We start from the raw sequence: 23,776 nt of genomic DNA, 5'->3' as shown, positions 1-23,776 counted from the left end.
CACCGTCGAGGTCTCCCGCGCCGACGGCACCACCGCGACCTTCGAGATCTACGACCTGCAGCAGTACCCCAAGGACACCTTCCCCACCACCCAGGTCTACGGCAACACCACCGGCCCCGAGCTGCGCGTCATCACCTGCGGCGGCACCTTCTCCGACACCACCGGCCACTACGACGACAACATAATCGTCTACGCCCGGCAGGCCTGAGCCGTGGCCCTCTCCTCCCTGGACCGGCCACCGTCCAGTCCGGCCCAGAGCCGCGACACGCCTCGAGGAGACGGCGGTGGCCCGTCCGGCACGCCACGTCGGGCCGCAGGCCGACGCCGAGCCCTCCTGACCGCGGGCGCCCTCGCCCTGGCGGTCGGCGTGCTGGTCGTGGCGCTGCTCGTCGGCGGTGGAGCCCCGGCCCCGTCCCCGGCGGGCCTGCCGGACGCCGGCGCCGTCACCGGCTGGGGGCTGCCCGTGGCCCACCTGGCGGTCCGCTCGTTGGCGGTCCTCACCATCGGCCAGCTGGTCTTCGTCGCGCTGCTCGTCCCCGCCACGCGGACCGGTCCGTCCGCCGGAGCCCTGCGGGCCCTGCGCGGCAGCGCGTGGACCTCGGCCGGGTGGCTCGTCGCCGAGGCGGTGGCCCTGGTGCTCACGGTCAGCACCGTCTACGGCGCCCCGGTCTCCCGCCTGTCCACCCAGGCGGTGGCGGCCGCGGTCACCGAGCTGACGGTCGGTCGTGTGTCGCTGGCGGTCGCCCTGCTGCTCACGCTCGTGACCGGCGGCAGCGCGGCCCTGGCCCGCCGCCCCTCGCGTCGCACGCGGGCCGGGGCGACCCTGCTGCTCCTGACCGCGGCCGTCGCCGCCGTGGTCCCCGGGATCTTCGCCGGCCACCCCGCGGCGGCCGGCAACCACGTCGCTGCCGTCATGGTGCTGTCCGTCCACGTCCTCGCCGCCAGCCTCTGGGTCGGCGGACTGACGGCGCTGCTGCTGCACGGACGACGCGGGTTCGAGAGCGTGACCGTGGTGCGCCGGTTCAGCGCGCTGGCGCTGGGCTGCGTCGTCCTCCTCGTCCTGTCCGGGGTCGGGTCGGCCCTGCTCGTCGCCGGGTCGCCGTCCTGGTCGTGGGTGGGCGAGGGGTGGGTCCGCCTGCTCGCCGCGAAGACCGTGCTCCTGGTCGCCCTGGCCCTCATGGGCGCCCGGCACCGCCGCACGACCCTGCCCGCGCTGTCCGCCGGGCGGCCCCGGGCGTTCGTGCGGCTGGCCGCCGGCGAGGTCGTCGTCATGGCACTGGCCGTCACGGTCTCCGTGGCGCTCGGCACCTCAGCGGCGCCGACGCCGCCGGCCCCGGCGGCCACCGGCGCCGCGGCCCCCGCCGGGTCGACGGGTCCGGCTGCCGGAGACCCCGCGCCGGAGGATCCTGCGGGGGACGCCGCACCGGAGGGCGACGGACCGGTCTCGGCCTCCGAGCAGGAGCGCGGTGACGAGCCCGTGGTGGAGGACATGAGCGGCCACGACCACGGCGACCTGTCGGTCACCGTCCTCGTCGACGCCGAGCGCTTCCACGTGAGCGCGGCCGTCCGGCCCGGTCAGCCGGTGACGGTCTACAACAGCAGCGACGTCGACGCCACCCTCACCTCGGTCGACGGCACCGGTGGTACGGCCGACGGGAGCGCCTTCGACGTGGACGTGCCGGCCCGCACCTTCATCAGCTTCGAGGCACCGGACCAGGAGGGCGACTACGCCTTCGTCAGCCGACCGGGCGGGGCCGAGGTCGACGGCTTCGCCGACACCCTCCCCGTCCGCGCGGATCCCTGACGACCTGGGCGGGTCAGGCGGCAGCCCGACCCTCAGCCGTGCAGCACCTGGCAACCGGGGCACCAGTAGGCCGTCTGCAGCCCCATCCGCTCCGCGCGGACCGTCTCGCCGCAGCGCGGGCAGGGACGGCCACGGCGCAGGTAGACGGCGTAGCGCCGGCGCCAGCGGGGTACGGGTTCCCCGCGGGTGAGCAGCTCGCGCGCGTCGTCGAGCTGCCGGGGGTCGGTGACGATCCAGCCCGCCCCGAGCCCGACCGTCATGAGGTCGATCGCGTCCTGCCACAGCGCCCGCAGCGCCTCGACCGGGACCGCCCGGCCGGGCGAGTGCGGGTCGAGCCGGGCCCGCCACAGCAGCTCGGCCCGGTAGATGTTGCCGATGCCGGAGACGACGCCCTGGTCGAGCAGCAGCACCCCGATCGGCCGCCGTGAGCGGTGCAGCCGGGCGACGGCCGCCTCGGGGTCGGCGTCGTCGCGCAGGGGGTCCGGGCCGAGCCGGTCGTGCAGCGCCGCCACGCCCGCACCGTCCAGCACCTCGCAGATGGTCGGCCGGGTCACCTCGAGCAGGAGGGTGGCCGTGAGGAACCGCCAGGCCAGACCCTCGGGCACCGGAGGGTCGGTCCGGGGCAGACCGTCCCCGCCGAGGGCCAGCCGGTGGCGACGCACCGAGACGCGACCGTGCATACCGAGGTGGAGGTGCACCGTCGACGGGGAGCCGGCCACCTGGACCAGCAGGTGCTTGCCGTGCGCCTCGGCGCCCCGGACCACCAGCCCGTCGAGGACGACCGGGTCGAAGGACCCGCTCGGTGGCCCGGAGGACCGCCCCGGCTGACCGACCAGCCGGCGCACCCGCGCAGCCATCCCGTGGACGGCGTGACCCTCGGCCATGGGGTGAGCGTAGGCGCCGCTCCTCAGCCCGCCGCGGTCAGCCGGCCAGGGGCGTGACGTAGGCCGAGCTGATCCCGCCGTCGACGAGGAACTCCGAGGCCGTCATGAACGAGCTGTCGTCGCTGGCGAGGAAGGCCACGGCCGCGGCCATCTCCTCCGGCTCCCCGAAGCGGCCCATGGGCACGTGGATGAGGCGTCGCTGCGCGCGGTCGGGGTCGGAGGCGAAGAGCTCGGTGAGCAGCGGGGTGTTGACCGGCCCCGGGCACAGCGCGTTGACCCGGATGCCCTCGCGGGCGAACTGCACCCCGAGCTCGCGGGTCATCGACAGCACCCCGCCCTTGGAGGCGGAGTAGGAGATCTGCGAGGTCGCCGCACCCATGACCGCCACGAACGAGGCCGTGTTGATGATGGACCCACGTCCCTGCTCCAGCATGTGGGGCAGCACCGCGCGGCAGCACAGGTAGACGCTGGTGAGGTTGACCTCCTGCACCCGTCGCCACGCCTCCAGGTCGGTGGTGAGGATGGAGTCGTCCTCCGGCGGCGAGATGCCGGCGTTGTTGAAGGCGATGTCGACGCTGCCGTAGGTCTCCTTGGCCGTGGCGAAGAGCCGCTCCACCTGCTCGGCGTCGGTGACGTCGGTGCGGACGAAGAGCCCGTCGAGCTCCTCCGCGAGGGCGTCGCCGACGGGCTGCTCGCAGATGTCCGCCAGGACGACGCGGGCGCCCTCGGCGGCCAGGCGGCGGGCGGAGGCCAGGCCGATGCCGCTGGCGCCCCCGGTGACGACGGCGACCCGGCCGGCGAGGCGCTGGGTCAGGTCGATGCTCGTGCTCATGTCGTGCCTCGTTCCTGGTAGGTCAGTCGCCGGTGGCGATGAAGACGGTCTTGGTCTCGGTGAAGGACTCCAGCGCGTGCGGGCCGAGCTCGCGACCGAGCCCGGACTGCCCGAAGCCTCCGAAGGGGGTGGTGTAGCGCACGGAGGCGTGGCTGTTGACGGCGAGGTTGCCCGCCTCCAGCCGCCGGGCGACCCGCAGCGCCCGGCCCACGTCGCGCGTCCAGATCGACCCGGCGAGCCCGTAGGCCGTGTCGTTGGCGATCCGCAGGGCGTCCTCCTCGTCGCGGAACGGCAGCACCGAGATGACCGGCCCGAAGATCTCCTCGGTGAAGGCGGGGTCGTCCTCGGAGCGCGTGCGCAGCACCGTGGGCGGGTGCCAGAAGCCGGGGCCGTCCGGTGCGTCGCCCTGCAGGAGCACCTCGGCGTCCCGGACGTAGCCGGCGACCGTCTCCCGCTGGCCCGCGGAGATGAGCGGGCCCATACCGCTCGCGTCGTCGCCCGGTGGTCCGCAGACGAAGCCGGTCACCGCGGGCTCGAGCCGCTCCAGGAAGGCGTCCAGCACGTCGGCCTGGACGAGCAGCCGCGACCGGGCGCAGCAGTCCTGGCCGGCGTTGTCGAAGGCCCCGCCGGGGGCGGCCGCGGCCGCCGCGTCGAGGTCGGCGTCGGCGAAGACGATGTTGGCGTTCTTGCCGCCGAGCTCCAGGGTCACCCGCTTGACCTGGCCGGCGCACCCGGCCATGACCCGCTTGCCGACGGCCGTCGAGCCGGTGAAGACGACCTTGCGGACGAGGGGGTGGGTGACGAAGCGCTCGCCGACGACCGAGCCGGCACCCGGCAGGACCTGCAGCACCCCTTCGGGGATACCGGCCTCCAGGGCGAGCTCGGCCAGCCGCAGCGCGGTGAGCGGGGTGAGCTCGGCCGGCTTGAGCACGACCGTGTTGCCCGCGGCGAGCGCCGGGCCGATCGCCCAGCCCGCGATGGGCATGGGGAAGTTCCAGGGGACGATGACGCCGACCACCCCGAGCGGCTCGGCGAAGGTCATGGCGACGCCGCCGTCCACCGGGATGGTCTCGCCGGCGGGCCGCTCCGGCGCCCCGGCGTAGTAGGCGAGCACGTCGCGGACGTTGCCCGCCTCCCAGCGCGCGTTGCCGATGGTGTGCCCGGCATTGGCGACCTCGAGCCGGGCCAGCTCCTCGACGTGCTCGTCGACGACCGCGGCGAAGCGCCGCAGCAGCCGCGCACGGTCGGCGGGGCCCACCTCGCGCCAGGTCCGGTAGGCCCGGTGGGCCGCCTCGATGGCGGCGTCGGTCCGCTCCTCGTCGGCGAGCTCGAGGGTCGTGATGACCTCCTCGGTGGCCGGGTCGACGACGTCGGTCGTGCTCATACGGTCGATCTCTCCTCTCCTGCGGTGGTGCTGGACATCGCTTCCTGGTGCCCGTCCCCCGGAGCGCTCTGTCCACGTCGGGGGGTGGCGGTGCGGGTGGTGGCCTGGTGGACGAGCGCACGGAAGAGGCGCCGGTCGGCCGGGTTCTCCTCAGGGTGGAACTGCACACCGACCGCCCAGCCGGGGGCCTCCGCGGGCTCCAGCGCCTGGACGACCCCGTCGGCCGAGCGCGCGGTGACGACGAGCCCGTCGGCGACCCGGTCGACCCCCTGGTGGTGGTAGCACGGCGAGGACGCCTGCGGCCCGAGGACGTCGGCGATCCGGGACCCGGGCTCGGTGCGGAAGGTCACCTCGCCGAAGACGCCGGGGCTCGGCTGGTATGCCGTGTGCCCCAGCCGGTCCGGCAGGTGCTGGTCGAGGGTCCCGCCGAGGGCGACGTTGAGCACCTGGACCCCGCGGCAGATCGCGAGCAGCGGGACCCCCCGCTCCAGGGCGGCGCGCGCCAGCGCGAGCTCGGGGGCGTCCCGCACCGGCTCCGGAGCGGTGCTGGGGTGGGGGGCGGCGGCGTACTGCGCCGCGTCGACGTCGGCGCCGCCGATGAGGACGAGGCCGTCGAGCACGTCGAGCACCGAGGTGTCCAGGCCCACGGGCGGCAGCAGCAGCGGGGCGCCGCCCGCCGCGGCGACCCCCTCGACGTAGACGGCCGGCACGACCGCCGCCTGGCGTCGCCAGACCCCCCAGGCGGCCTCCTTGTAGTAGGTGGTCAGCCCGATGCGTGGGCGGTCGGTCACAGGCGCTCGAACCCCCGCCGCAGCTCCCAGTCGGTCACCGCCGCGTCGAAGGCGGTGATCTCCACGTCGGCCATGTTGACGTAGTGGTCCACCACCTCCTGCCCGAACGCCTCGCGGGCCACCTCGGAGGCGGCGAAGAGGTCACGGGCCTCGCGGAGGGTGTGCGGCACGAGGGGCGCGTCGGACTCGTAGGCGTTGCCGGTCATCATGGGCTCCAGCTCGAGCTCCTGCTCGATGCCGTGCAGGCCGCCGGCCATCATGGCCGCGACCGCGAGGTAGGGGTTGCAGTCGCCACCGGGGACGCGGTTCTCCATCCGGGCGCCGCTGCCCTCTCCGACGGTGCGCACCGAGCAGGTGCGGTTGTCCTGCCCCCACGCGACCGCGGTCGGGGCGAAGGAGCCCTGGGCGAAGCGTTTGTAGGAGTTGATGTTGGGGGCGTAGAAGAGGGTGAACTCCCGCATGGTGGCCAGGACCCCGGCGATGAAGTGGTCGTAGAGCGCCGTGCGCCCGCCGTCGTCCCAGAAGACGGTCGACCCGTCCAGCCCCCGCAGCGAGAGGTGGATGTGGCAGGAGTTGCCTTCCCGCTCGTTGGGCTTGGCCATGAAGGTGAGCGACTGGCCGAGCTGGGCGGCGATCATCTTGGCGCCGGTCTTGTAGACGCTGTGGTTGTCGCAGGTGGTCACGACGTCGTCGAAGAGGAAGCCGATCTCGTGCTGGCCGAAGTTGCACTCGCCCTTGGCCGACTCCACGGTCATCCCCGCGGTGAACATGTCGCTGCGGATCCGGCGCAGCAGCGGCTCCACCCGGCCCGAGCCGACGATGGAGTAGTCCACGTTGTACTGGTTCGCGGGGGTGAGGCCGGCATACCCCTTGGCCCACGCGTCCTCGTAGGAGTCGCGGTAGACGACGAACTCCAGCTCGGTCCCGGCGACCGCCGACCACCCGTGCCCCGCGGCCCGCTCGACCTGGGAGGCGAGCATGGAGCGCGGCGACATCGGCACCGGTGAGCCGTCGGTGAGCGCGAGGTCGCACTGGATCATCACCGTGCGCTCCAGCCACGGCACCCGACGGATGGTGTCGGTGTCGAGGGTGAACTCCATGTCGCCGTAGCCCGCCTCCCACGAGGAGATGGCGTAGCCGTCGACGGTGTTCATCTCGGTGTCCACCGCGAGCAGGTAGTTGCACCCCTCCACGCCGTGGCCCAGCGCGTGCTCCACGAAGTACGGGGCGTGGAGGTACTTGCCCTGCAGGCGGCCCTGCATGTCGGTGAAGGCGACGACCACCGTCTCGATGCTCTCGTCGGCCACCCCCGCCCGGAGCTGGTCGACGGTGAGCATCCGCTCGCTGCGGGGGTGGGTCATCGCAGGTCTCCTTCGGCTGAGGTGAGCTGGTCGAACTCCTCCTCCGGGGCGGAGGAGACCAGGTGGTGCCGGCTGTAGAACCAGAAGTAGGCGAGGAACCCGGCGAAGACGACCGCGGTGATGCCGGCGGCCAGGATGTCGACGACGAAGGTGGCGATGACGGCCACGACGCTGAGGACGAGCGCGATGCCGGTCGTGACCGTGCCGCCGGGGGTCCGGTAGCCGCGCTCGAGGTCGGGCTCGCGGCGGCGCAGCACGATGTGCGAGAGGTTGAGCAGCACGTAGGACACGGTCGCCCCGAAGACGGCGATGTTGATGAGCAGCGCACCGTTCTGGGTGATGGCCGCGAGGAGGAAGCCGATGGTGCCGGGCACGAGGAGGGCTACCCACGGCGTCTGGCGCGACCCGGTGATCGACAGGACTCGGGGCAGGTAGCCGGCCCGGGACAGCGCGAAGAGCTGCCGGGAGTAGGCGTAGATGATGGAGAAGAAGCTGGCGATGAGCCCCGCGAGCCCGGCGTAGTTGACGAAGCCGGCGATGGCGGAGTCGTCGCCCAGCGCGGTGCGCAGCGCGAGCGGCAGCGGGTTGTCGGAGTCGCGCACGGTCTCCGCCCCCGCCGAGCCCGGCACCAGCACGAGCATGAAGGCGGCGAAGACGAGCAGGACGCCCATCGCCACGATGATGCCGCGCGGCATGTCGCGCTTGGGGTCCGAGGTCTCCTCCGCGGCCAGCGGCACGCCCTCGACGGCCAGGAAGAACCAGATGCCGTAGACCAGCGCGGCGAGCGCCCCGGCGAACCCGTAGGGCAGGAAGGCGCTGGCGCCCGCGGCGTCGGTGACGGTGATGTCGAAGAGGTTGTCGACGCGGAAGTGGGGCAGCAGGCCCAGCACGGTCGCGACGAGCGCCACGACGGCGATGGCGGTGATGGCGAACATCACCTTGAGCGCCTCGCCGACACCCCACACGTGCAGCCCGATGAAGACCAGGTAGGCGACGAGGTAGATCGGCCAGCCGTTGGTCAGCCCGAAGAGCCCCAGCGCCTCCACGTAACCGCCGATGAACACCGCGATGGCCGCCGGCGCGACGGCATACTCGATGAGCACCGCGACGCCGGTCGCGTAGCCGCCCAGGGGGCCGAGCGCTCGCCGGGCGAAGCCGTAGCCGGCGCCCGCGGTCGGCAGGGTGGAGGACATCTCCGCCAGGCCGAGGACCATGCAGGTGTACATCACCGCCATGAGGACGGTGGCGATGAGCAGACCGCCCCACCCGCCCTCGTCGATGCCGAAGTTCCACCCGGCGAAGTCGCCGGAGATGACGTAGCTGACCCCCAGGCCGGCCAGCAGGATCCAGCCGGCCGCACCCTTCTTCAGCTGCCGGTGCTGGTGGTAGTCGTCCGCGACGTTCTGGTAGTCGACCCTGCGCTTGGCCATGGCGAACCTTCCTGGAGTCAATGGATCAGGGATGGTCCATTGGTCTGCGGGTGAGTCTGGTGTCCCCGGGCGGCCCCGTCAAGGGTTCGCGGCGCCTAGGTTGGGTGCCATGTCGTCGTCGGAGGTGCCGCAGGTCCGCCCCGTGCGCAGCGGGAACGTCTTCGAGGAGACGATGGAGCACCTGCTGCGGCTGCTGCGGCTGGGCACCTTCCCGCCGGGGACCAAGCTGCCGGCCGAGCGCGACCTGGCCGAGTCGCTGCGGGTGTCGCGCACCACCCTGCGGGAGGTGCTGGGGGAGCTGCAGCAGGCCGGCTACGTCACCGTCACCCGTGGGAGGTATGGCGGCACGCACGTCTCGCAGGTCCTGCCGACGCGGCGGGGCGGGGGTGCGCTGGACCCGGCCGAGGTCGAGGACCTGCTCACGCTCAGGTCGATCGTCGAACCGGCGGCGGCCGCGCTCGCCGCCCGTCGGGGGCTGACCGAGCAGGAACGGCAGCGGCTGCGCACGGTGGCCACGGACTGCGCGGGCGCCGGCGTGGAGCAGTACCGGCCCCTGGACGCCCGGCTGCACCTCACCCTGGCCGAGCTGGGTGGATCACCCAGCCTCACCGGGGTCGTGGCCGACGTGCGGGACCGGGTCAACGCGATGCTCGACCGCATCCCGCTGCTGCCCACCAACCTCGTGCACTCGACCGACCAGCACGAGGCCGTGGTGGCAGCGGTGCTGGCCGGCCGCCCGGCGGCCGCCGAGGAGGCCATGCACGAGCACCTGGAGGGCACGGCCGCGCTGCTGCGCGGCTTCCTGTCCTGACCGGGGTGCCTGCCCGGGGACGCCCCGAGGAGACCGCGGCGCGCCGACAGGCGGCCCCGGTCAGCGCTCGTAGCGCTCCGGCCGCCGCTGCGGCCGCTGCCGGCTGAACTCCCCGCCCTCGCGTCCGCCGTAGGGGCGGCCGTGGTCGGCGAACTCCTCGCGGACGTAGACGAAGCGCTGCTCGCCGCAGGTCACGGTGGCGCCGGTGCGGAGCACGACGCCCTCCTCGACCACGGCCCCGGCGACCGAGACGTCTCCGTCGACCGCGTGGACGAGGTACTCGTCGTCCTGCGGGTTGCGGCGCACCTCGGCGTGGTGGGCGGCCAGCTCGGGCACCACCACGTCGTTGCCGGGGTCGGAGCCGATGGTGGTCGTGCCCCGCCGCAGGAACGCGGTCTGCCGGGGGCTGCCGCGCTCCGGTCCGGGTGGGAGGTAGTAGACCAGCCGGGGTTCGCCGCGGCCCAGGGGGTCGTGCGTGGTGGTCACCCGGCGTCGCCGTCGTGGCGGGGCCACGGGCACGAGCGGCCACGGCGTGCCGGGCGGGGTGAGGTCCGCGAGCGACGGGCCCTCACCGTCCGACCGCCGGAGCAGGCGGAGGGCGGCCCGCCGGTCCCGGACCGCGACGTGCCGGGAGCCGGTGACGGCCCGGTCCAGGAACCGGGACCGCACCGCGCCCACGGCGAGCACCGGTCCGTCCGGTCCGGAGACGACCACGGTGAGCCCGGCGTCGGCCAGGACCGTCCCCACGTCGGAGGCGAGGTCGGCCGCCCGGCGTCGGCCCATGCCGACGGGCAGGCCGACGAGGCGGTCGAGGGTGACCTCGATCTCCGCCCCGGTGCCGACGATGCGCGCGGTGAGCTGCTCCTCCTCCGTCCCCGGGCCGGACGCGGGTGTCGAGACCGTCAGCGTCAGGTCGGCGTCCACCCGCAGCTGTTCCGCCATCACTCAGCCCTGGTGCTCGCGGTCCTCGGTGGTGATGCGCAGCGTGCCGTCCAGCTTCCACGTCGCGCGCGGCGCATCGGGACCGGTGTCGCGGGGCACCTCCACGGACATGTCCCGGAAGGTGTAGTTGATGGCGGCGCCCTGGCCGGTGAGGTAGTTCCACATCTCCTTGCCCAGGTCGGTCCAGGAGACGGTCTCACCGGTGGTGCCGGTCATCTGTCCGTGCTGCTCGCTCATGCTCAGCTCCTCACGTCGATGAACACGTCCAATGTGTGTTCAAGGTTTTCCCACTATGGACCGGCTCCCCGGCACGCGCAACCGCACGTCCGGCCCGACGATCCACAGTCTGCGGACAAACTGTGGACAAAGGCTGAATCCGCTCGGCGGGGTACGGCCGTAGTGGTCGGTGAGGGCAGAACAGGTCTGCCCCAGCTGCGATGAAGGAGCACCCCTCATGCGGAAGATCACTGCGACCACCACGGCGGCCCTGCTGGCCGGCGCCGGCGCCACGGCACTCGCCACCCCGGCCATGGCCGACAACCACGAGGCCACCGTCTCCGTGCTGCACGCCGTGCCCGGTCTGACCGTCGACGTCTACGTCAACGGCGAGGAGACCGTCCCCGACTTCGAGCCGGGCACGCTGACCGACCCGCTGATGCTGCCCGAGGGCAGCTACGACGTCGCGGTCTACGCCGACGGCGACGACCCCGAGTCCGCGGAGCCGGCGATCTCGGCCGAGGGCCTGGAGGTGCCGGCCGGTGCCAACATCACCCTCGCCGCACACCTGGCCGAGGACGGCACCCCGATGCTCTCCGCCTTCGTCAACGACACCTCGACGCTGGACGCCGGCCAGGCCCGGCTCACCGTCCGGCACGCCGCCGCCGCCCCGGCGGTCGACGTCCGTGCGGGGGGCAGCCCGGTCATCGAGGGGCTGACCAACCCGAACGAGGAGGTGCTGAACCTGGACGCCGGCACCGTCTCGGCGGACGTGGTGCTCGCGGGCACCGAGGACGTCGTCATCGGCCCGGCCGACCTCGATCTCGCCGAGGGCACCAACACGATCGTCTACGCGTGGGGCTCCGCCGAGGAGGGCACCCTGGACCTCGCGGTCCAGACGATCGACGGCCTGCACGGCGACCCGGGTGGTGTGCCCTCCGGCCTGGGTGGTGCCGCCACCTCGACCGGGGTGCTGACCGTGCTCCTCATGGCCGGCGCTGCGGGCGCGGTGCTCGCCGGCAGCCGCCTGGTCCGTCGCGAGGTCGCCTGACCCTTGCCCCGGACCCAGCCCCGCCGCGGCCGGTTCTCACCGGCCGCGGCGGCGGCCCTGCTCATCAGCCTCGCGGTCCTCGTCTCGGCCCTGTGGGCCCTGCAGCGCGGACCGCTCCCCGCTGCTGCCGACTTCGGGGCGCCTGCCCCTGCGACCCCGACCGGTCCGGCAGCACCCGGCGCCGCGGTGGACCCTGTCCCCACCGCGGCGCTGCCGGGGGAGGGTGGGGCCGAGCCACCCGCGGGGCGCGCCGCCCCGCGGGTGGCGGTGCCCCGTCCGGACGTCCGGGACGCCTCCGTGGAGGCCGTCGGCGAGGAGCGCCAACCCGCCCCGACCCGACTGCTGGCCCCCAGCCTGGGCCTGGACGTGCCGCTGGACGCCGTCGGCGTCACCGGTGACGGGCTGATGCAGATCCCCGAGGACGCCGACCGGGCCGGGTGGTACCGCCACGGTCCGGCGCCCGGGGAGGCCGGGTCGGCCGTGGTCGCGGGCCACGTCGACGACCTCGCCGGCCCCGGAGCCTTCATGGCCCTCAACGACGCCGAGCAGGGCACCCCGGTCACGATCGTCCGGGAGGACGGCTCCCGTCTCGACTACGTCGTCACCGCCCGGCGGACGACCGACAAGAAGGAGCTACCCGTCGATGACCTCTTCGACCGCGAGGGAGAGCCGCGCCTGCAGCTCGTCACCTGCACCGGCGAGTGGTCCGAACGCGCCGGGAGCTACACCGACAACCTCGTCATCACGGCCACGCCGGTCCCCTGACCGCGCCGCACCGTCCCACCCGAGGCTGCCGGGTCGCCTAGGGTTGCGCCATGAGCGTGGAGGTCGGCGATGACGACGAGATCGCCGTGGCGTGGGAGAACGCCGAGCCCGACGCCCTCGAGCGCGCCTACCGCCGGTGGGGCGGTCTGGTCCACGGGCTCGCCCGACGCGCGGTCGGCCCCGACGACGCGGACGACGTCACCCAGGCCGTCTTCGTCTCGGCGTGGCGGGGCCGGACGACCTACGACCGCGGGTCCGCGCCGCTGGGGGCGTGGCTGGTCGGCATCACCCGACGCCGCATCGCCGACCAGCTCCGGGCCCGGCAGCGGCAGGCGCCCGTCGCCCAGGAGCAGGACGACGTCCCCGACGACGCCGCCTGGACGGCGGCCGACAGCACCGACCTGCTCACCGTCTACGAGGAGCTCGAGCGGATCGGCGACCCGCAGCGCCGTATCATCCTGCTCGCCTATGTCGAGGACCTCACCCAGCGAGAGATCGCCGAACGGCTCGACCTGCCGCTGGGCACCGTCAAGACCCATACGAACCGAACCCTGGCACGGCTCCGAACTCTCCTCGGAGGTGCGTGATGAACGAGACTGACCGGTATGCCGAGCGGCCTGCGGGCGACCCCACGCCGGGGCGCGCGGAGGAGCTTCTCCAGCGCGCCGGTGATCTGTCGCCGGCGCCGGAGGGCCCGCTGTGGGAGCGCATCCAGGCCGAGGTGGACGGGGTCGGCCGCGACGAGCTCGAGGCCCGTCGACGGGCCGGGGGCGCCCGGACCCGGCGTCGCGTCGGGCGGTGGCCGTTGCTCGCCGCGGCCGCGGCCGGTGCCCTCGTCGCCTGGGTCGGCACGCAGGTGGTGGGGGCCGGCGCACCACGTGACGAGATCGTCGTGGCCGACGCCGCGCTGAGCGACCTGCCCGAGGCCGGTGCGACCGTGGACGGCACGGCCGAGGTGGTGTCGGTCGACGGGGAGCGGCGTCTGCGCGTCCAGCTCGACGAGCTGCCGGACACCGGGGAGGGATACCTGGAGGTCTGGCTGCTGCGCCCGGACGTCAGCGGCCTGGTGACCGTCGGCGTCATCGCGGACACCACCGCGGAGTTCAGCCTGCCGGCGACCGTCGACCTGCAGGAGTACCCCGTCGTCGACATCTCGCGTGAGCAGCTGGACGGCGACCCCTCGCACGGCGGCACGAGCCTCGTCCGAGGGGAGCTGCACACGGCCGACGCCGGACCCGGCGAGCCCCCGCCAGCCGCCACCGACGACCTCACCAGCACGTCCAGCACCGACCGAGAGGCATACCGATGACCGAGCACCACGACTCCAGCCCGTCCGACCCGGTGACCGTCACCTCCGACCCGGAGGCGGTCGAGAAGGCCCACGAGGTGATGTCCACCATGGACGTCGCCATGCTCACCACCGTCGACGCCAGCTCTGCGGACGGGCGCCTCACCAGCAGGCCGCTGTCCACCCAGGTCCACGAGGAGGACGGCGACGTGCTCTTCCTCGTCCGGGCGAGCAGCGCGGTCGTCACCGACGTGCGGGCCCACCCCAACGTCAACGTCGCCTACTCCTCGGCGAAGGCGTGGGTGTCCCTCGCGGGCGTGGCCACCGTCATCGAGGACCGTGACCTGGTGGAGGAGCTGTGGTCCACGGGCGCCGACGCCTTCATGGAGGGCGGGCCGGACAACCCGGACAACGTCGTGCTCAAGGTCAACGGCGACACGGTCATGTACTGGGGCGGGGGATCCCTGATCGGGACGGCCGTCGACACGCTCAAGATGATCACCGGGAAGGGCGACCAGGAGGACGCCGGCCCGACCGTCGTCGAGCTGCCGTGAGCACCCGTGCCCAGCAGGTCCTGGTGACCCTGGCCGCTGTCCTCTGGGTCGGCGGCACGCTGGTGGGCACCGGTCTCGTCGCGGGGGGAGGTGTGGAGACCCAGGGGGGCGGCCTCTTCTCCGACAGCGCCACCCTCATCGCTCCCCAGGGGCCGGCCTTCTCGATCTGGTCGGTCATCTACCTCGGGCTCGCCGGGTATGTCGTGTGGCAGTGGCTCCCGGCGGCGGCCGGGTCCCGCTGGGCTCGCGTCACCCGGCTCCCGGCGGCGGCCGCCATCGCGCTGAACGGCCTGTGGCTGCTCGTGGTCTTCGCCGGGTGGATCTTCGTCTCGGTCCTGGTGATGCTGGGCATCGTCGTCTCGCTGGGACTGGTCCTGCGCGCCACCGCCGGTCTGCCGCGGCAGGGGGTGGGCGCGGACGTGTGGGTGTCCGCGACCTTCGGGCTCTACCTGGGCTGGATCTGCGTGGCCACCTGCGCCAACATCGCGTCCTGGCTGGTCGGGCTGGGCGTCCCGGCGGACACCACCCTGTCCACGTGGATCACGGTCGCCGTGCTCGCCGCCGTGGTCGCCATCGCGACCCTCCTGCTGCGCCGGACCGACCAGCGGCTCTTCCAGCTCGGGCTCGCGGCCGCCGTCGTCTGGGGGACCTCGTGGGTGGCCTCGGGGCGCCTGGGCGGGGAGCCGGAGTCCGTCGTCGTCGGTGTCGCGGCGGGGCTCACCGCGCTCCTGGTCGCTGCTGCGGGGGTGTGGGCGGTCACCACGACCCGGAGCCGTGACGCCGAGCAGCCCCTGGCCGCCTGACCTCACGAGGTCGACCCTCGGTCGTCCCGACCGCACGAGGGCTGTGCCGGTGACGGCGGCCGGTACGGGTGCTTCCCGCCACGCGTACCGACCGCGGTCCCCGGCACAGCCCTCCGGGTGCTCAGCTCATCCGCACCAGGGATAGACGAACAGGCTGTCGTCCCCCGCGCGGTGGTCGGCGAGCACGGTCGACAGCGGGATCGGGTCGGGCACCCCGGAGAGGTCAGCCCCGTCGCGGACGGTGACGCCGACCGAGACGGCGGTCTCGATGGCCAGGCCGTCCTTGGCGACCGCCGGGAGCAACCCGGCCTCGCGCAGGACCGACAGGCCGGCCTTCTGGCACTCGACGTCGGGGCGTGGGGGCGCGGCCGCGGCGGGTCCGGCGGCCAGGGCGGCCAGCGACAGAGCGGCGAGAGCGGCGGTGGCGGGCTTGATCATGACGGTCTCCTCGGTGAGTCCGGTGGCGTCGCCGAGCGGCTCGGCTGCTCTGGATCATGGCGCGGGAGCATGGTCTGCGTCAAGGGTCTGTCCAAGGTCGTGTCTGGCGTCCTGCCGGTGCTGCTGGGCGTCCATGCGCCCCGGGTTGCAGCAGGAGGGGGTGACTTGCACAATCCTTGTCGTAGGTGTGGCGACAGGCTTCGGGAGGCGGTCCGGTGACGGGTGCGGCAGGGTGGGGTGCTGTGAACCCCGTCACCGAGCTCCGCGCCTTCCTCCGCGCGGCCCTGGTGACCAAGGTGCCGCGGGACCACCGCGAGCCGCCCGCCGTCCGGCTGCGCCGGCAGGTGGTGGCCGGCCTCACCCTCGTCGTCGGGACGGGGCTCCTGTGGTGGTCGCTGCGCCTCGAGCCCGGCAACCCGCTCTTCTACCTGGGCAGCACGGCGCTGGCCGCGACCTGGGTCCTCGGGGCCTTCGCCTCCGGGCGTCTCTACCTCGGGCGCGGCAACACCCGCCGGGGCAAGTCCTACGCCCGCCCCGTCGTGCAGTCGCTCGCCCTCGGCGTGCTGCTGCTGGCCGTCTTCACCGCCGGGGCGCTGCTCATCGCCCAGGTCCCCTTCCTGCTGGGCCCGGTCAACGAGCTGCTCGACCACGTCCGCTTCGCCTCCGTGCCGCTCGTCCTCGCGATCACCGTCATGAACGGGATCGCCGAGGAGATCTTCTTCCGCGGGGCGCTCTACGCCGCCATCCCCGAGCGGTGGACCGTCATCGCGTCCACGGTGCTCTACGCCCTGACCACGGTCGTGGCCGGGGTGCCGCTGCTCGTCTTCGCCGCCGTGTGCCTCGGGCTGGTGTGCGGGCTGCAGCGCCGGGTCACCGGGGGGATCCTCGGTCCGGCCATCACCCACATCACCTGGTCCTCCGGCATGCTCCTCATCCTGCCCCCCCTCCTGTCGATCGTGAGCTGACACCATGACCACCACCTCCCCCTCCGACGCCCCCACCCCCGACGGCGACACCCGGACGGCGCTGGTGACCGGCGCCACCGGCTACGTCGGCGGTCTCCTCGTCCCGCGCCTGCTGGACGCCGGGTATGCCGTCCGCGCCCTCACCCGGTCGGCGGACAAGCTGCCGGGGGAGTGGGCCGACCGCGTCGAGGTGACCGAGGGCAACGCCGACGAGCCGGCCGACCTCCAGCGGGCACTGGCCGGCGCCGACCTGGCGTACTACTTCATCCACTCCATGGACGGCTCCGGCGACTTCGTCGAGCGGGACCGTCGGCTGGCTCGCGAGTTCGGTCGCGCGGCCCGCGAGGCAGGGGTGGGGCGGATCGTGTACCTGTCGGGGCTGCACCCCCAGGGCAAGCTCTCCAAGCACCTCGCCTCCCGGGTCGAGGTGGGAGAGATCCTCATGGCCTGCGGGGTGCCGACCGCGGTGCTGCAGGCCGCGACGGTCATCGGGTCCGGCTCGGTCAGCTTCGAGATGCTGCGGCACCTCACCAAGCGGCTGCCGGTGATGGTCGCCCCGAAGTGGCTCAAGAACCGCATCCAGCCGGTGGGCATCGACGACGTGCTGCACTACCTCGTCGCGGCTGCGGACCTGCCCCCGGAGGTGAACCGCACCTTCGACATCGGCGGCCCGGACGTGCTCACCTACAAGGCCATGATGCAGGGCTTCGCCGAGGAGACCGGGCTGCGGCACCGGATGATCGTCACCCTGCCGGTGCTCACCCCGTGGCTCGCCGGCCACTGGGTCGGCCTGGTCACCCCCGTCGACGCGGGGGTGGCCAAACCGCTGGTCGGCTCGCTCGTCCACGAGGTCGTGTGCCAGGAGGACGACCTGCGCGAGATGGTCGGCGCGCCCCCCGGAGGGCCCACGCCCTACCGCGACGCGGTGCGGGCCGCCGTCGGGATCCGCTGACCGTTCGCGCCCTGCCGGTGCCGGCCGGGACCGCTTGGGGTGACGGTCGCGGGCCCACCCCGTAGGGTCTGGGTGATGATCCGCTTCGAGAGCGTGACCAAGAGGTATCCCGACGGCACCACGGCCGTGGACGACCTCAGTCTGGAGGTCCCCCGGGGCGGTATCACCGTCTTCGTCGGCCCCTCCGGCTGCGGCAAGACGACGAGTCTGCGGATGATCAACCGCATGGTCGAGCCCACCGAGGGGCGGATCCTCATCAACGACGAGGACGTCGCCGACCGCAAGCCGGCCCGGCTGCGCCGCTCGATCGGCTACGTCATCCAGCACGCCGGGCTCTTCCCGCACCGCACCGTGCTGGCCAACGTCATGACGGTCCCCACCCTCATCGGGTGGGACAAGGGACGGGCCCGCACCGCCGCCATGGAGGCGATCGAGAAGGTCGGGCTCACCGCCGACCAGGCCTCGCGCTACCCGGCCCAGCTCTCCGGCGGTCAGCAGCAGCGGGTGGGCGTCGCCCGGGCCCTGGCCAGCGACCCCGAGGTCGTGCTGATGGACGAGCCCTTCAGCGCCGTCGACCCGCTGGTGCGGACCGATCTCCAGAACGAGGTGCGCCGCCTCCAGCGCGAGCTCGGCATCACCGTGGTGCTCGTCACCCACGACATCGACGAGGCCATCAGCCTCGGCGACCACGTCGCGGTCATGCGCCAGGGCGGCCACCTGGCCCAGCTCGCCAGCCCCGGCGAGCTGCTCACCGAGCCCGCCGACGACTTCGTCGCCAGCTTCGTCGGCAAGGACCGCGGCTACCGCAAGCTCGGGTTCACCGAGACCCAGGTGGAGGCCGACCCGGAGCGGACCGTCTCGCTCGGCGAGGACGTCCCCGCCGGGCGCGGCTGGGTCCTCGTCGCGGACGAGCAGGAGCAGCCGCTCGGCTGGGTGGACCGGCAGGGCTCCGGAGGCCCCGTGCAGGAGGAGGAGCTGCACCGTATGGGCTCGCTCGCCGAGGTCGGTGACTCCGCCCGCGTCTTCCTCGACGCCGCGCTTTCCGCCCCGTCGGGGCGTGGCGTCGTGGTCCAGGACGGCCGGGTGGTGGGCACGGTCACGCCCGAGCGGGTCCTGGAGGCGATCCGGGCCCAGGGCGGGAGCGACGGGTGATCGGGGGCGTCGCCTGGTCCACCGTGGGGGACCTCCTGCTGCGCCACATCTACCTCGCCGGGGTGCCCCTCCTGCTGGGGCTGCTCATCAGCCTGCCGCTCGGCTGGCTGGCGACCCGGTACCGCTGGCTGGCCCCGCCGATGATCGCCGGCACCGGGCTGCTCTACACCATCCCCTCCCTCGCGCTCTTCATCCTGCTCCCGCTGCTGCTGGGCACCCGGGTGCTCGACGACGCCAACGTCCTCGTGGCCATGACGCTCTACTCCGTGGCGCTGCTCACCCGCACCGTGGCCGACGGCCTCGGGTCGGTGCCCGGTGCCACCCGGCAGGCGGCCACGGCCATGGGCTACGGCGAGCTGCGCCGCACCTTCGTCGTGGACCTCCCGCTGGCCGTCCCCGTCATCACCGCCGGGCTCCGGGTCGCCGCGGTGAGCAACGTGTCCATCGTGTCGGTGGCCGCCCTCATCGGGGTCAGCCAGCTCGGGCAGCTGTTCACCGAGGGCTTCAACCGCAACGACATGGGCCCGATCTTCGTGGGGATCGGAGCCTGCGTGGTGCTGGCGCTGGTCCTGGACGCCGGCATCGCGCTGCTCTCCCGGGTGCTGACGCCCTGGCTGCGGGCGGGGGTGGCCCGATGATCTCCCTCACCTGGCAGTGGCTCGTCGACCCCGCCACGTGGACCGGTCCCGGCGGCATCATCTCCCAGAGCATCACGCACCTGCGGATCTCGCTGGTCGCCCTGCTGCTGGCCGCGCTCGTCGCGGTCCCGGTCGGGCTCTTCATCGGCCACACCGGTCGCGGCCGCTGGCTGGCGATCAACCTGGCCGGCGCCTTCCGCGCCATCCCCTCGCTCGGTGTCCTCTTCGTCGCGACGCTGCTGCTCCTCCCGCGGCTCAGCGGCAACCTCGCCTTCGAGCTGCCCGTCGTCCTCGTGCTCGTGCTGCTCGCGGTCCCGCCGGTGCTGTCCGGCACGTACGCCGGAGTGGAGGCGGTCGACCCGGCCGCCCGGGACGCCGCACGCGGGGTCGGCATGACCGAGGCGCAGATCCTCTGGCAGGTGGAGCTCCCGGCCGCGCTGCCGCTCCTGCTCTCCGGGCTGCGTTCGGCCATGCTCCAGATCATCGCCACGGCCACCATCGCCGCCATCGTGGGCATCGGGGGCCTGGGCCGCTACCTCATCGACGGTCAGGCCTCGCGGCAGTACGAGGTGATGGCCGGTGGCGCCATCGTCGTCGCCCTCCTGGCCCTGCTGGTCGACCTGGTCATGGCCGGCCTGCAGCGGCTGGTGGTCTCGCCCGGCCTCGTCGTCGCCAAGGAGCACTGAGCGCCACCCACTCGTGACCACATCGTGACCCAGCGCACGGCATACCCCACCCGGACCCGACGTTCGACCAGACAACCCAACCCCATCGGGAGGACACCCCTCATGCGACGCACCGCTGTCATCACCCTTGCCCTGAGCGCGACCCTCGGCCTGGCCGCCTGCGGCGGCGGGGAGGACCCCATGGACACCGGAGGCGACTCCGACGCCGGTGCCAGCGGCGGGGACGACGCCGGCAGCATCACCATCGGCTCGGCGAACTTCCCGGAGAACGAGCTGCTCGCCGAGATCTACGCCGCGGCGCTCTCCGACGCCGGGGTCGACGTCGACACCCAGCTCAACATCGGCAGCCGGGAGGCCTACATCGCGGGCATCCAGGACGGGTCCATCGACGCCCTGCCGGAGTACACCGGCGGCCTGGCGACCTACCTCAACCCGGAGATCACCGCCACGTCGTCCGAGGACGTCCTCGCCGACCTGCAGGAGAACCTCCCCGACGACCTCGAGGTCCTCGAGATCAGCGACGCCGAGGACAAGGACTCGCTGGTCGTCACCAGCGAGACGGCCGAGGAGCTGGACCTCACCACGATCGGCGACCTCGAGGAGCACGCGGGCGACCTGACCCTCGGCGGGCCCCCGGAGTTCGAGACCCGGCCCAACGGCGTCGACGGGCTGCAGGAGGTGTACGGCCTGGAGTTCGCCGGCTTCCGCTCGCTCGCGGCCGGGGCCAACCTCACCGTGCAGTCCCTGGCCAACGGCCAGGTCGACGTGGCCAACATCTTCACCACCAACCCGGCCATCGAGGAGAACGACTTCGTCGTCCTGGAGGACCCCGAGTCGCTCTTCGCCGCGCAGAACGTCGTGCCGCTCATCCGCGCCGACGCGGTCAACCCGACCATCGAGGAGACCCTCAACGAGGTCTCCGCGGCCCTGAACACCGAGAACCTCACCTCAATGATGGTGCAGGTGCAGACCGAGGGCCAGGACCCGGCCGAGGTCGCCCGGGAGTTCGTTGACGAGAACCTCTGAGCCGGCGGCTACCGCCGCAGGAGGTCGCGCGACACGGTGCGCGCGGCCTCCACGGCGGAGGGCGGCAGGGCGAGCTCCTCGGTCCGGGACGAGGTCCCGTGGCCGCCGACCCACACCCGGACGGCGGGGTGGGTCGCGGTGAGCAGGGCGACGAGCTCGGCGGCCGGTGACGCGTCCTGGGGCATCGGGACCGAGACCACCACGCCGGCCGGCCGCAGCGTCCGCACCGAGTGGTCCCAGCTCTCCAGCGGGACGTCGGCCCCGAGGAAGCGCACGTCGATGCCCTGGCGACGCAGGCACACGGAGAAGGCCAGCGCGCCCAGCTGGTGCAGCGCCCCGGGGGGCAGGCCCACGAGCACGACGGGAGCACCCTCGTTGAGCCCGGCCGCGTCGAAGGCCGCCGACAGCCGGCGGTGGACCGCGGCGGAGACGAAGTGCTCGCTGGCGACGTCGACCTCCCCGCGCTCCCACGCCCGGCCGAGCTCGGTGAGGGCCGGCATGAGCCATTCTTCGAGCGCGTGCTCGAAGGACGTCCCGGCCATGGCGCGGTCGAGCACACCGGTGAGCAGCGACTGGTCGTAGCGCTGTGCGGCCAGGATGAGGTCGCCGACCGGTGGTCCGTCGGCGCTGCGGACCTCGACCGTCCCCTCCTGCTCCGCGGCCTCGCCCCGCACCTGGGTCGCCGCCAGCGAGGCCGGGCTGCCGCCGCGGACGAGCTGCGCCATCCGGCTGAGCCGGCGCACGTCCGTGTCGTCGTACAACCGGTAGCGCGAGCTGCTGCGCTGCGGCTCCACGACGGCGTACCGCCGTTCCCAGGCGCGCAGGGTGGCCGGCGCGACCCCGGTGAGGTCAGCCACCTGCTTGACCGTGTAGCGCGCCTGCCCCATGGCCGCCGCCTCTCCAAGTAGGACAAAAGTGTGACGAGCGTTGGACAGCTCCCGGCGACTCTACCGCGTGCGGCGCTGCGGGTCAGGTTCCTGGAGCAGAATCGTCACCCAGGGGCAGCTCCGTGCCGGCGACCTGCACCCCGCGCAGGCTCCACCCCGCGGGCAGTGTCCGGGACGGAACGGACCGGACGACGCCCGCCGGCACGTCGACCTGGAGGCCGACCGCCGCGGTCATGAGCACCGCGGCGGTGGCCGCCGACCAGGCCTGCGGCCGGCACGACGCCGGGTAGGGCACCGCGGTCGACCCCAGGGGCTCCCCGGAGGTGAGCTCGGGGAAGCGGCCGTCGACGGACTGGGCGAGGTGCAGCAGGGACTCGATGACCCGGTCCGCCTCGGCCCGGTGGCCGGTCGCGACGAGCCCCCGCAGGGCGATGGCGGTGTCGTGGGTCCAGACCGACCCGGTGTGGTAACCGAGCGGGTTGTAGGCGGGGTTGCGCGACGACAGCGTGGCCACCCCGAACGGGGTGAGCAGGTCCGGTCGGACGAGCCGACGCACCACCCGGTCGGTCTCGTCCTCGGTGAGCAGGCCGGTCTCCAGGACGTGACCCATGTTGGACCCGACGCCGTCGACCGGGCGTCCGTCACCGTCCAGGGCCATCGCCAGGTGGGCGTCCTCGCCCGACCCCACCCAGAAGCGCTCGCGGACCCGGGAGGACAGCCCGTCCGCCCACTCCCGCCACGACTCCGCCCCGGGCTCGCCGAGCGCCTCCAGCAGGCGCGCGGCCCCCCGGGCCGCCTCCACGGCATACCCCTGCGCCTCGAGGAGGGCGATGGGGGCGGGCGCGACGGTGCCGTCGGCGCGGCGCATGGCGTCGCCGGAGTCCTTCCAGCCCTGGTTGGTCAGCCCGTGCCCCGAGGAGTCGAGGTAGCGTAGGAGGCCGTCGCCCCGGGCGGCACTGCGCTCCATCCAGCCGAGCGCCGCACGCAGGGAGGGCAGGAAGGGCCGGAGGTCCTCGGTGGGCAGGCCGAAGCGCCAGGTGTCGTGCAGCAGGCACACCCACAACGGGGTGGCGTCGACGGTCCCGTAGTAGATGGGTGGGAGGGTGATCTCGCCCTCGCCGAAGGTGCCGCGGCGCACCTCGTGCAGGATCTTCCCCGGCTCGGCGCCGGTGGCCGGGTCGTCCGTCGTGGCCTGGCGGCGGGCCAGGGTCCGCAGGGTGCCCAGCGCCAGACCGGGGGCGAAGGGCAGCAGGAACCGGGCGGCCCAGAGCGCGTCCCGGCCGAAGAGCGTGAGGTACCACGGCGTGCCCGCCGCCAGGAAGACGTCCTCCGGGGCGGCCGGGTCGGTCTGCGCCAGGTGGGCCACGTCGGCCAGGTTGGTGCGGGTCGCGAGGTCCCAGCGCGGGTCCGCGCTGAGCCGCACCGACCCCAGGTCGAGCCGGCCGGGGCGGGTGTCGAAGGGGCTGCTCGAGCGCCGTCGCGCGGCGACGGTGACGCGCAGCGTCGTGGCCGCGTGCGGGGCCAGGTGCACCGGCCAGCCCAGCCGCACCCCCTCGGGGGTCGCGTCGACGTCGGTGGGGGCGGGATCGGCGGTGACCGTGGTCCGGTGGTGCTCGTCGTCCCACCCGGCGCCGGCCGCGTCGACGCCGACCGGGAGCACGGGCAGGGCGTCGGCGAGACCGCCCTTGACCGCTGCGAGCGCCGCCCCGTCGCCGCCGCAGCCGAGCGTGACGGTCGTCGAGACCGGCTCGGCCGACCGGGAGACCACGGTGATGGTCTCGGTCAGCACGGCGTCCTCGAGCCGGCGCTCGCGATGCACCTGCACGACCGGGTCCGGCGTGGGTCCGGACAGCTGGCGGGCCACCGCCCACACCTGGGTGCGCGGGCCGGCGGAGTCCGCGGCGACCGCGGTGAGGGGCGTGTCGTCCAGCCGCAGGTCGAGCCGGGAGAGGAGCCGGCGGTCGTCGAGGAACCAGCCGGTGCCGGGCGCACCCATCTGACCGTCGTGGGCGCTCAACGCGGTCGAGGGGCCGTCCACGGCGATCTCGAACTCGTGCAGCCAGGGCTGCTGGGGCATCGGTGTGCCTTCTCTCCTCGGGCGGACCGGTGACCCCTT

At 73.6% G+C, this 23,776-nt stretch carries 26 protein-coding genes; 15 read left to right on the top strand and 11 right to left on the bottom strand.

Going from position 1 to position 23,776, the window contains the following annotated elements:
- Both EUS26_RS13910 and EUS26_RS13905 read left to right on the top strand, forming a co-directional pair.
- Positions 1-208, top strand: a 208-nt coding sequence (locus tag EUS26_RS13910; protein WP_130014424.1) for a sortase domain-containing protein, incomplete at its 5' end; no start/stop codon positions are given.
- Between the two features lie 3 nt (positions 209-211).
- Positions 212-1,804 (top strand): copper resistance D family protein, encoded by a 1,593-nt coding sequence (locus EUS26_RS13905; protein WP_130014423.1) that lies wholly within the window; start codon positions 212-214, stop codon positions 1,802-1,804.
- A gap of 32 nt (positions 1,805-1,836) precedes the next feature.
- On the opposite strand, the gene EUS26_RS13900 is transcribed toward EUS26_RS13905, so the two are convergent.
- The 6 genes from EUS26_RS13900 to eat are packed head-to-tail and all read right to left on the bottom strand — an operon-like array spanning position 1,837 to position 8,486.
- Complete coding sequence (locus EUS26_RS13900) at positions 1,837-2,688, bottom strand: Fpg/Nei family DNA glycosylase (protein WP_130014422.1); 852 nt, start codon at positions 2,686-2,688, stop codon at positions 1,837-1,839.
- A gap of 37 nt (positions 2,689-2,725) precedes the next feature.
- Positions 2,726-3,520, bottom strand: a complete 795-nt coding sequence (locus tag EUS26_RS13895) for a 3-oxoacyl-ACP reductase (protein WP_238148994.1) — start codon at positions 3,518-3,520, stop codon at positions 2,726-2,728.
- 22 nt (positions 3,521-3,542) lie between these two features.
- A complete protein-coding gene (locus EUS26_RS13890) occupies positions 3,543-4,904 on the bottom strand; it encodes an aldehyde dehydrogenase family protein (RefSeq protein WP_130014421.1) in 1,362 nt (453 codons plus the stop codon).
- Positions 4,901-5,695: a gamma-glutamyl-gamma-aminobutyrate hydrolase family protein gene (locus EUS26_RS13885; RefSeq protein ID WP_202865156.1), complete on the bottom strand. Its 795-nt coding sequence runs from the start codon at positions 5,693-5,695 to the stop codon at positions 4,901-4,903. The genes EUS26_RS13890 and EUS26_RS13885 overlap by 4 nt, the downstream gene beginning before the upstream one ends.
- Entirely contained in the window at positions 5,692-7,056 is a 1,365-nt protein-coding gene (locus EUS26_RS13880; protein WP_130014419.1) for a glutamine synthetase family protein, read from the bottom strand. Before EUS26_RS13880 ends, EUS26_RS13885 begins: the two co-directional genes overlap by 4 nt.
- Entirely contained in the window at positions 7,053-8,486 is a 1,434-nt protein-coding gene (gene eat / locus EUS26_RS13875) for an ethanolamine permease (protein WP_130014418.1), read from the bottom strand. Before eat ends, EUS26_RS13880 begins: the two co-directional genes overlap by 4 nt.
- Positions 8,487-8,595: 109 nt before the next feature.
- Between eat and EUS26_RS13870 the strand changes: the two genes are divergently transcribed.
- The gene (locus EUS26_RS13870; RefSeq protein WP_130014417.1) at positions 8,596-9,297 is read left to right on the top strand and encodes a FadR/GntR family transcriptional regulator; all 702 of its coding nucleotides are present in this window, start codon (positions 8,596-8,598) and stop codon (positions 9,295-9,297) included.
- A gap of 60 nt (positions 9,298-9,357) precedes the next feature.
- On the opposite strand, the gene EUS26_RS13865 is transcribed toward EUS26_RS13870, so the two are convergent.
- On the bottom strand, positions 9,358-10,239 hold the full coding sequence (locus EUS26_RS13865) for an FHA domain-containing protein (RefSeq protein ID WP_238148993.1): 882 nt from the start codon (positions 10,237-10,239) through the stop codon (positions 9,358-9,360).
- Positions 10,240-10,242: 3 nt separating this feature from the next.
- Positions 10,243-10,476: a hypothetical protein gene (locus EUS26_RS13860; protein WP_130014416.1), complete on the bottom strand. Its 234-nt coding sequence runs from the start codon at positions 10,474-10,476 to the stop codon at positions 10,243-10,245.
- A gap of 217 nt (positions 10,477-10,693) precedes the next feature.
- Here EUS26_RS13860 and EUS26_RS13855 point away from each other — a divergent pair, with 217 nt between their 5' ends.
- From EUS26_RS13855 to EUS26_RS13830, 6 genes are read left to right on the top strand one after another with little or no spacing between them, the layout of a single operon-like run.
- Complete coding sequence (locus tag EUS26_RS13855; protein ID WP_130014415.1) at positions 10,694-11,506, top strand: DUF4397 domain-containing protein; 813 nt, start codon at positions 10,694-10,696, stop codon at positions 11,504-11,506.
- Positions 11,507-11,509: 3 nt separating this feature from the next.
- Positions 11,510-12,271: a class F sortase gene (locus EUS26_RS13850; RefSeq protein WP_130014414.1), complete on the top strand. Its 762-nt coding sequence runs from the start codon at positions 11,510-11,512 to the stop codon at positions 12,269-12,271.
- Between the two features lie 50 nt (positions 12,272-12,321).
- On the top strand, positions 12,322-12,858 hold the full coding sequence (locus EUS26_RS13845) for an RNA polymerase sigma factor (RefSeq protein ID WP_130014413.1): 537 nt from the start codon (positions 12,322-12,324) through the stop codon (positions 12,856-12,858).
- On the top strand, positions 12,858-13,580 hold the full coding sequence (locus EUS26_RS13840) for an anti-sigma factor (protein ID WP_130014412.1): 723 nt from the start codon (positions 12,858-12,860) through the stop codon (positions 13,578-13,580). Before EUS26_RS13845 ends, EUS26_RS13840 begins: the two co-directional genes overlap by 1 nt.
- On the top strand, positions 13,577-14,113 hold the full coding sequence (locus tag EUS26_RS13835; protein ID WP_130014411.1) for a pyridoxamine 5'-phosphate oxidase family protein: 537 nt from the start codon (positions 13,577-13,579) through the stop codon (positions 14,111-14,113). The genes EUS26_RS13840 and EUS26_RS13835 overlap by 4 nt, the downstream gene beginning before the upstream one ends.
- On the top strand, positions 14,110-14,916 hold the full coding sequence (locus EUS26_RS13830) for a tryptophan-rich sensory protein (RefSeq protein ID WP_130014410.1): 807 nt from the start codon (positions 14,110-14,112) through the stop codon (positions 14,914-14,916). Before EUS26_RS13835 ends, EUS26_RS13830 begins: the two co-directional genes overlap by 4 nt.
- A 126-nt stretch (positions 14,917-15,042) precedes the next feature.
- Here EUS26_RS13830 and EUS26_RS13825 read toward each other — a convergent pair whose 3' ends face one another.
- Positions 15,043-15,354, bottom strand: coding sequence for a hypothetical protein (locus tag EUS26_RS13825; RefSeq protein WP_130014409.1), 312 nt, complete (start codon positions 15,352-15,354; stop codon positions 15,043-15,045).
- Between the two features lie 242 nt (positions 15,355-15,596).
- Here EUS26_RS13825 and EUS26_RS13820 point away from each other — a divergent pair, with 242 nt between their 5' ends.
- From EUS26_RS13820 to EUS26_RS13795, 6 genes are all read left to right on the top strand, one after another.
- Positions 15,597-16,319: a CPBP family intramembrane glutamic endopeptidase gene (locus tag EUS26_RS13820; protein ID WP_130014408.1), complete on the top strand. Its 723-nt coding sequence runs from the start codon at positions 15,597-15,599 to the stop codon at positions 16,317-16,319.
- A 4-nt stretch (positions 16,320-16,323) separates the two neighbouring features.
- Positions 16,324-17,271, top strand: a complete 948-nt coding sequence (locus EUS26_RS13815; RefSeq protein ID WP_130014407.1) for an NAD(P)H-binding protein — start codon at positions 16,324-16,326, stop codon at positions 17,269-17,271.
- A 75-nt stretch (positions 17,272-17,346) separates the two neighbouring features.
- Positions 17,347-18,423 (top strand): ABC transporter ATP-binding protein, encoded by a 1,077-nt coding sequence (locus EUS26_RS13810; protein WP_130014406.1) that lies wholly within the window; start codon positions 17,347-17,349, stop codon positions 18,421-18,423.
- Positions 18,420-19,061, top strand: coding sequence for an ABC transporter permease (locus tag EUS26_RS13805; RefSeq protein WP_130014405.1), 642 nt, complete (start codon positions 18,420-18,422; stop codon positions 19,059-19,061). The genes EUS26_RS13810 and EUS26_RS13805 overlap by 4 nt, the downstream gene beginning before the upstream one ends.
- Positions 19,058-19,747, top strand: coding sequence for an ABC transporter permease subunit (locus tag EUS26_RS13800; protein ID WP_130014404.1), 690 nt, complete (start codon positions 19,058-19,060; stop codon positions 19,745-19,747). Before EUS26_RS13805 ends, EUS26_RS13800 begins: the two co-directional genes overlap by 4 nt.
- 102 nt (positions 19,748-19,849) lie before the next feature.
- Positions 19,850-20,773: an ABC transporter substrate-binding protein gene (locus EUS26_RS13795; RefSeq protein ID WP_130014403.1), complete on the top strand. Its 924-nt coding sequence runs from the start codon at positions 19,850-19,852 to the stop codon at positions 20,771-20,773.
- Between the two features lie 8 nt (positions 20,774-20,781).
- Here the strand turns inward: EUS26_RS13795 and EUS26_RS13790 are convergent, their stop codons facing one another.
- Positions 20,782-21,660, bottom strand: a complete 879-nt coding sequence (locus EUS26_RS13790) for a MerR family transcriptional regulator (protein ID WP_130014402.1) — start codon at positions 21,658-21,660, stop codon at positions 20,782-20,784.
- Positions 21,661-21,742: 82 nt separating this feature from the next.
- Positions 21,743-23,737 (bottom strand): glycogen debranching N-terminal domain-containing protein, encoded by a 1,995-nt coding sequence (locus EUS26_RS13785; RefSeq protein ID WP_165368631.1) that lies wholly within the window; start codon positions 23,735-23,737, stop codon positions 21,743-21,745.
- Between the last annotated feature and the right edge of the window lie 39 nt (positions 23,738-23,776).

This window comes from Serinicoccus sediminis (assembly GCF_004153545.1).
In the GTDB taxonomy this organism is placed as follows: Bacteria; Actinomycetota; Actinomycetes; order Actinomycetales; family Dermatophilaceae; genus Ornithinicoccus; species Ornithinicoccus sediminis_A.
This window is presented reverse-complemented; position numbering and strand designations above follow the sequence as displayed.

Excerpts from the sequence above, each read along its gene's own strand:
- EUS26_RS13900 (WP_130014422.1), bottom strand. The coding sequence starts at position 2,688 with ATGGCCGAGGGTCACGCCGTCCACGGGATGGCTGCGCGGGTGCGCCGG.
- EUS26_RS13895 (WP_238148994.1), bottom strand. The coding sequence starts at position 3,520 with ATGAGCACGAGCATCGACCTGACCCAGCGCCTCGCCGGCCGGGTCGCC.
- EUS26_RS13890 (WP_130014421.1), bottom strand. The coding sequence starts at position 4,904 with ATGAGCACGACCGACGTCGTCGACCCGGCCACCGAGGAGGTCATCACG.
- EUS26_RS13880 (WP_130014419.1), bottom strand. The coding sequence starts at position 7,056 with ATGACCCACCCCCGCAGCGAGCGGATGCTCACCGTCGACCAGCTCCGG.
- eat (WP_130014418.1), bottom strand. The coding sequence starts at position 8,486 with ATGGCCAAGCGCAGGGTCGACTACCAGAACGTCGCGGACGACTACCAC.
- EUS26_RS13870 (WP_130014417.1), top strand. The coding sequence starts at position 8,596 with ATGTCGTCGTCGGAGGTGCCGCAGGTCCGCCCCGTGCGCAGCGGGAAC.
- EUS26_RS13865 (WP_238148993.1), bottom strand. The coding sequence starts at position 10,239 with ATGGCGGAACAGCTGCGGGTGGACGCCGACCTGACGCTGACGGTCTCG.
- EUS26_RS13860 (WP_130014416.1), bottom strand. The coding sequence starts at position 10,476 with ATGAGCGAGCAGCACGGACAGATGACCGGCACCACCGGTGAGACCGTC.
- EUS26_RS13855 (WP_130014415.1), top strand. The coding sequence starts at position 10,694 with ATGCGGAAGATCACTGCGACCACCACGGCGGCCCTGCTGGCCGGCGCC.
- EUS26_RS13845 (WP_130014413.1), top strand. The coding sequence starts at position 12,322 with ATGAGCGTGGAGGTCGGCGATGACGACGAGATCGCCGTGGCGTGGGAG.
- EUS26_RS13840 (WP_130014412.1), top strand. The coding sequence starts at position 12,858 with ATGAACGAGACTGACCGGTATGCCGAGCGGCCTGCGGGCGACCCCACG.
- EUS26_RS13835 (WP_130014411.1), top strand. The coding sequence starts at position 13,577 with ATGACCGAGCACCACGACTCCAGCCCGTCCGACCCGGTGACCGTCACC.
- EUS26_RS13825 (WP_130014409.1), bottom strand. The coding sequence starts at position 15,354 with ATGATCAAGCCCGCCACCGCCGCTCTCGCCGCTCTGTCGCTGGCCGCC.
- EUS26_RS13815 (WP_130014407.1), top strand. The coding sequence starts at position 16,324 with ATGACCACCACCTCCCCCTCCGACGCCCCCACCCCCGACGGCGACACC.
- EUS26_RS13810 (WP_130014406.1), top strand. The coding sequence starts at position 17,347 with ATGATCCGCTTCGAGAGCGTGACCAAGAGGTATCCCGACGGCACCACG.
- EUS26_RS13800 (WP_130014404.1), top strand. The coding sequence starts at position 19,058 with ATGATCTCCCTCACCTGGCAGTGGCTCGTCGACCCCGCCACGTGGACC.
- EUS26_RS13795 (WP_130014403.1), top strand. The coding sequence starts at position 19,850 with ATGCGACGCACCGCTGTCATCACCCTTGCCCTGAGCGCGACCCTCGGC.
- EUS26_RS13790 (WP_130014402.1), bottom strand. The coding sequence starts at position 21,660 with ATGGGGCAGGCGCGCTACACGGTCAAGCAGGTGGCTGACCTCACCGGG.
- EUS26_RS13785 (WP_165368631.1), bottom strand. The coding sequence starts at position 23,737 with ATGCCCCAGCAGCCCTGGCTGCACGAGTTCGAGATCGCCGTGGACGGC.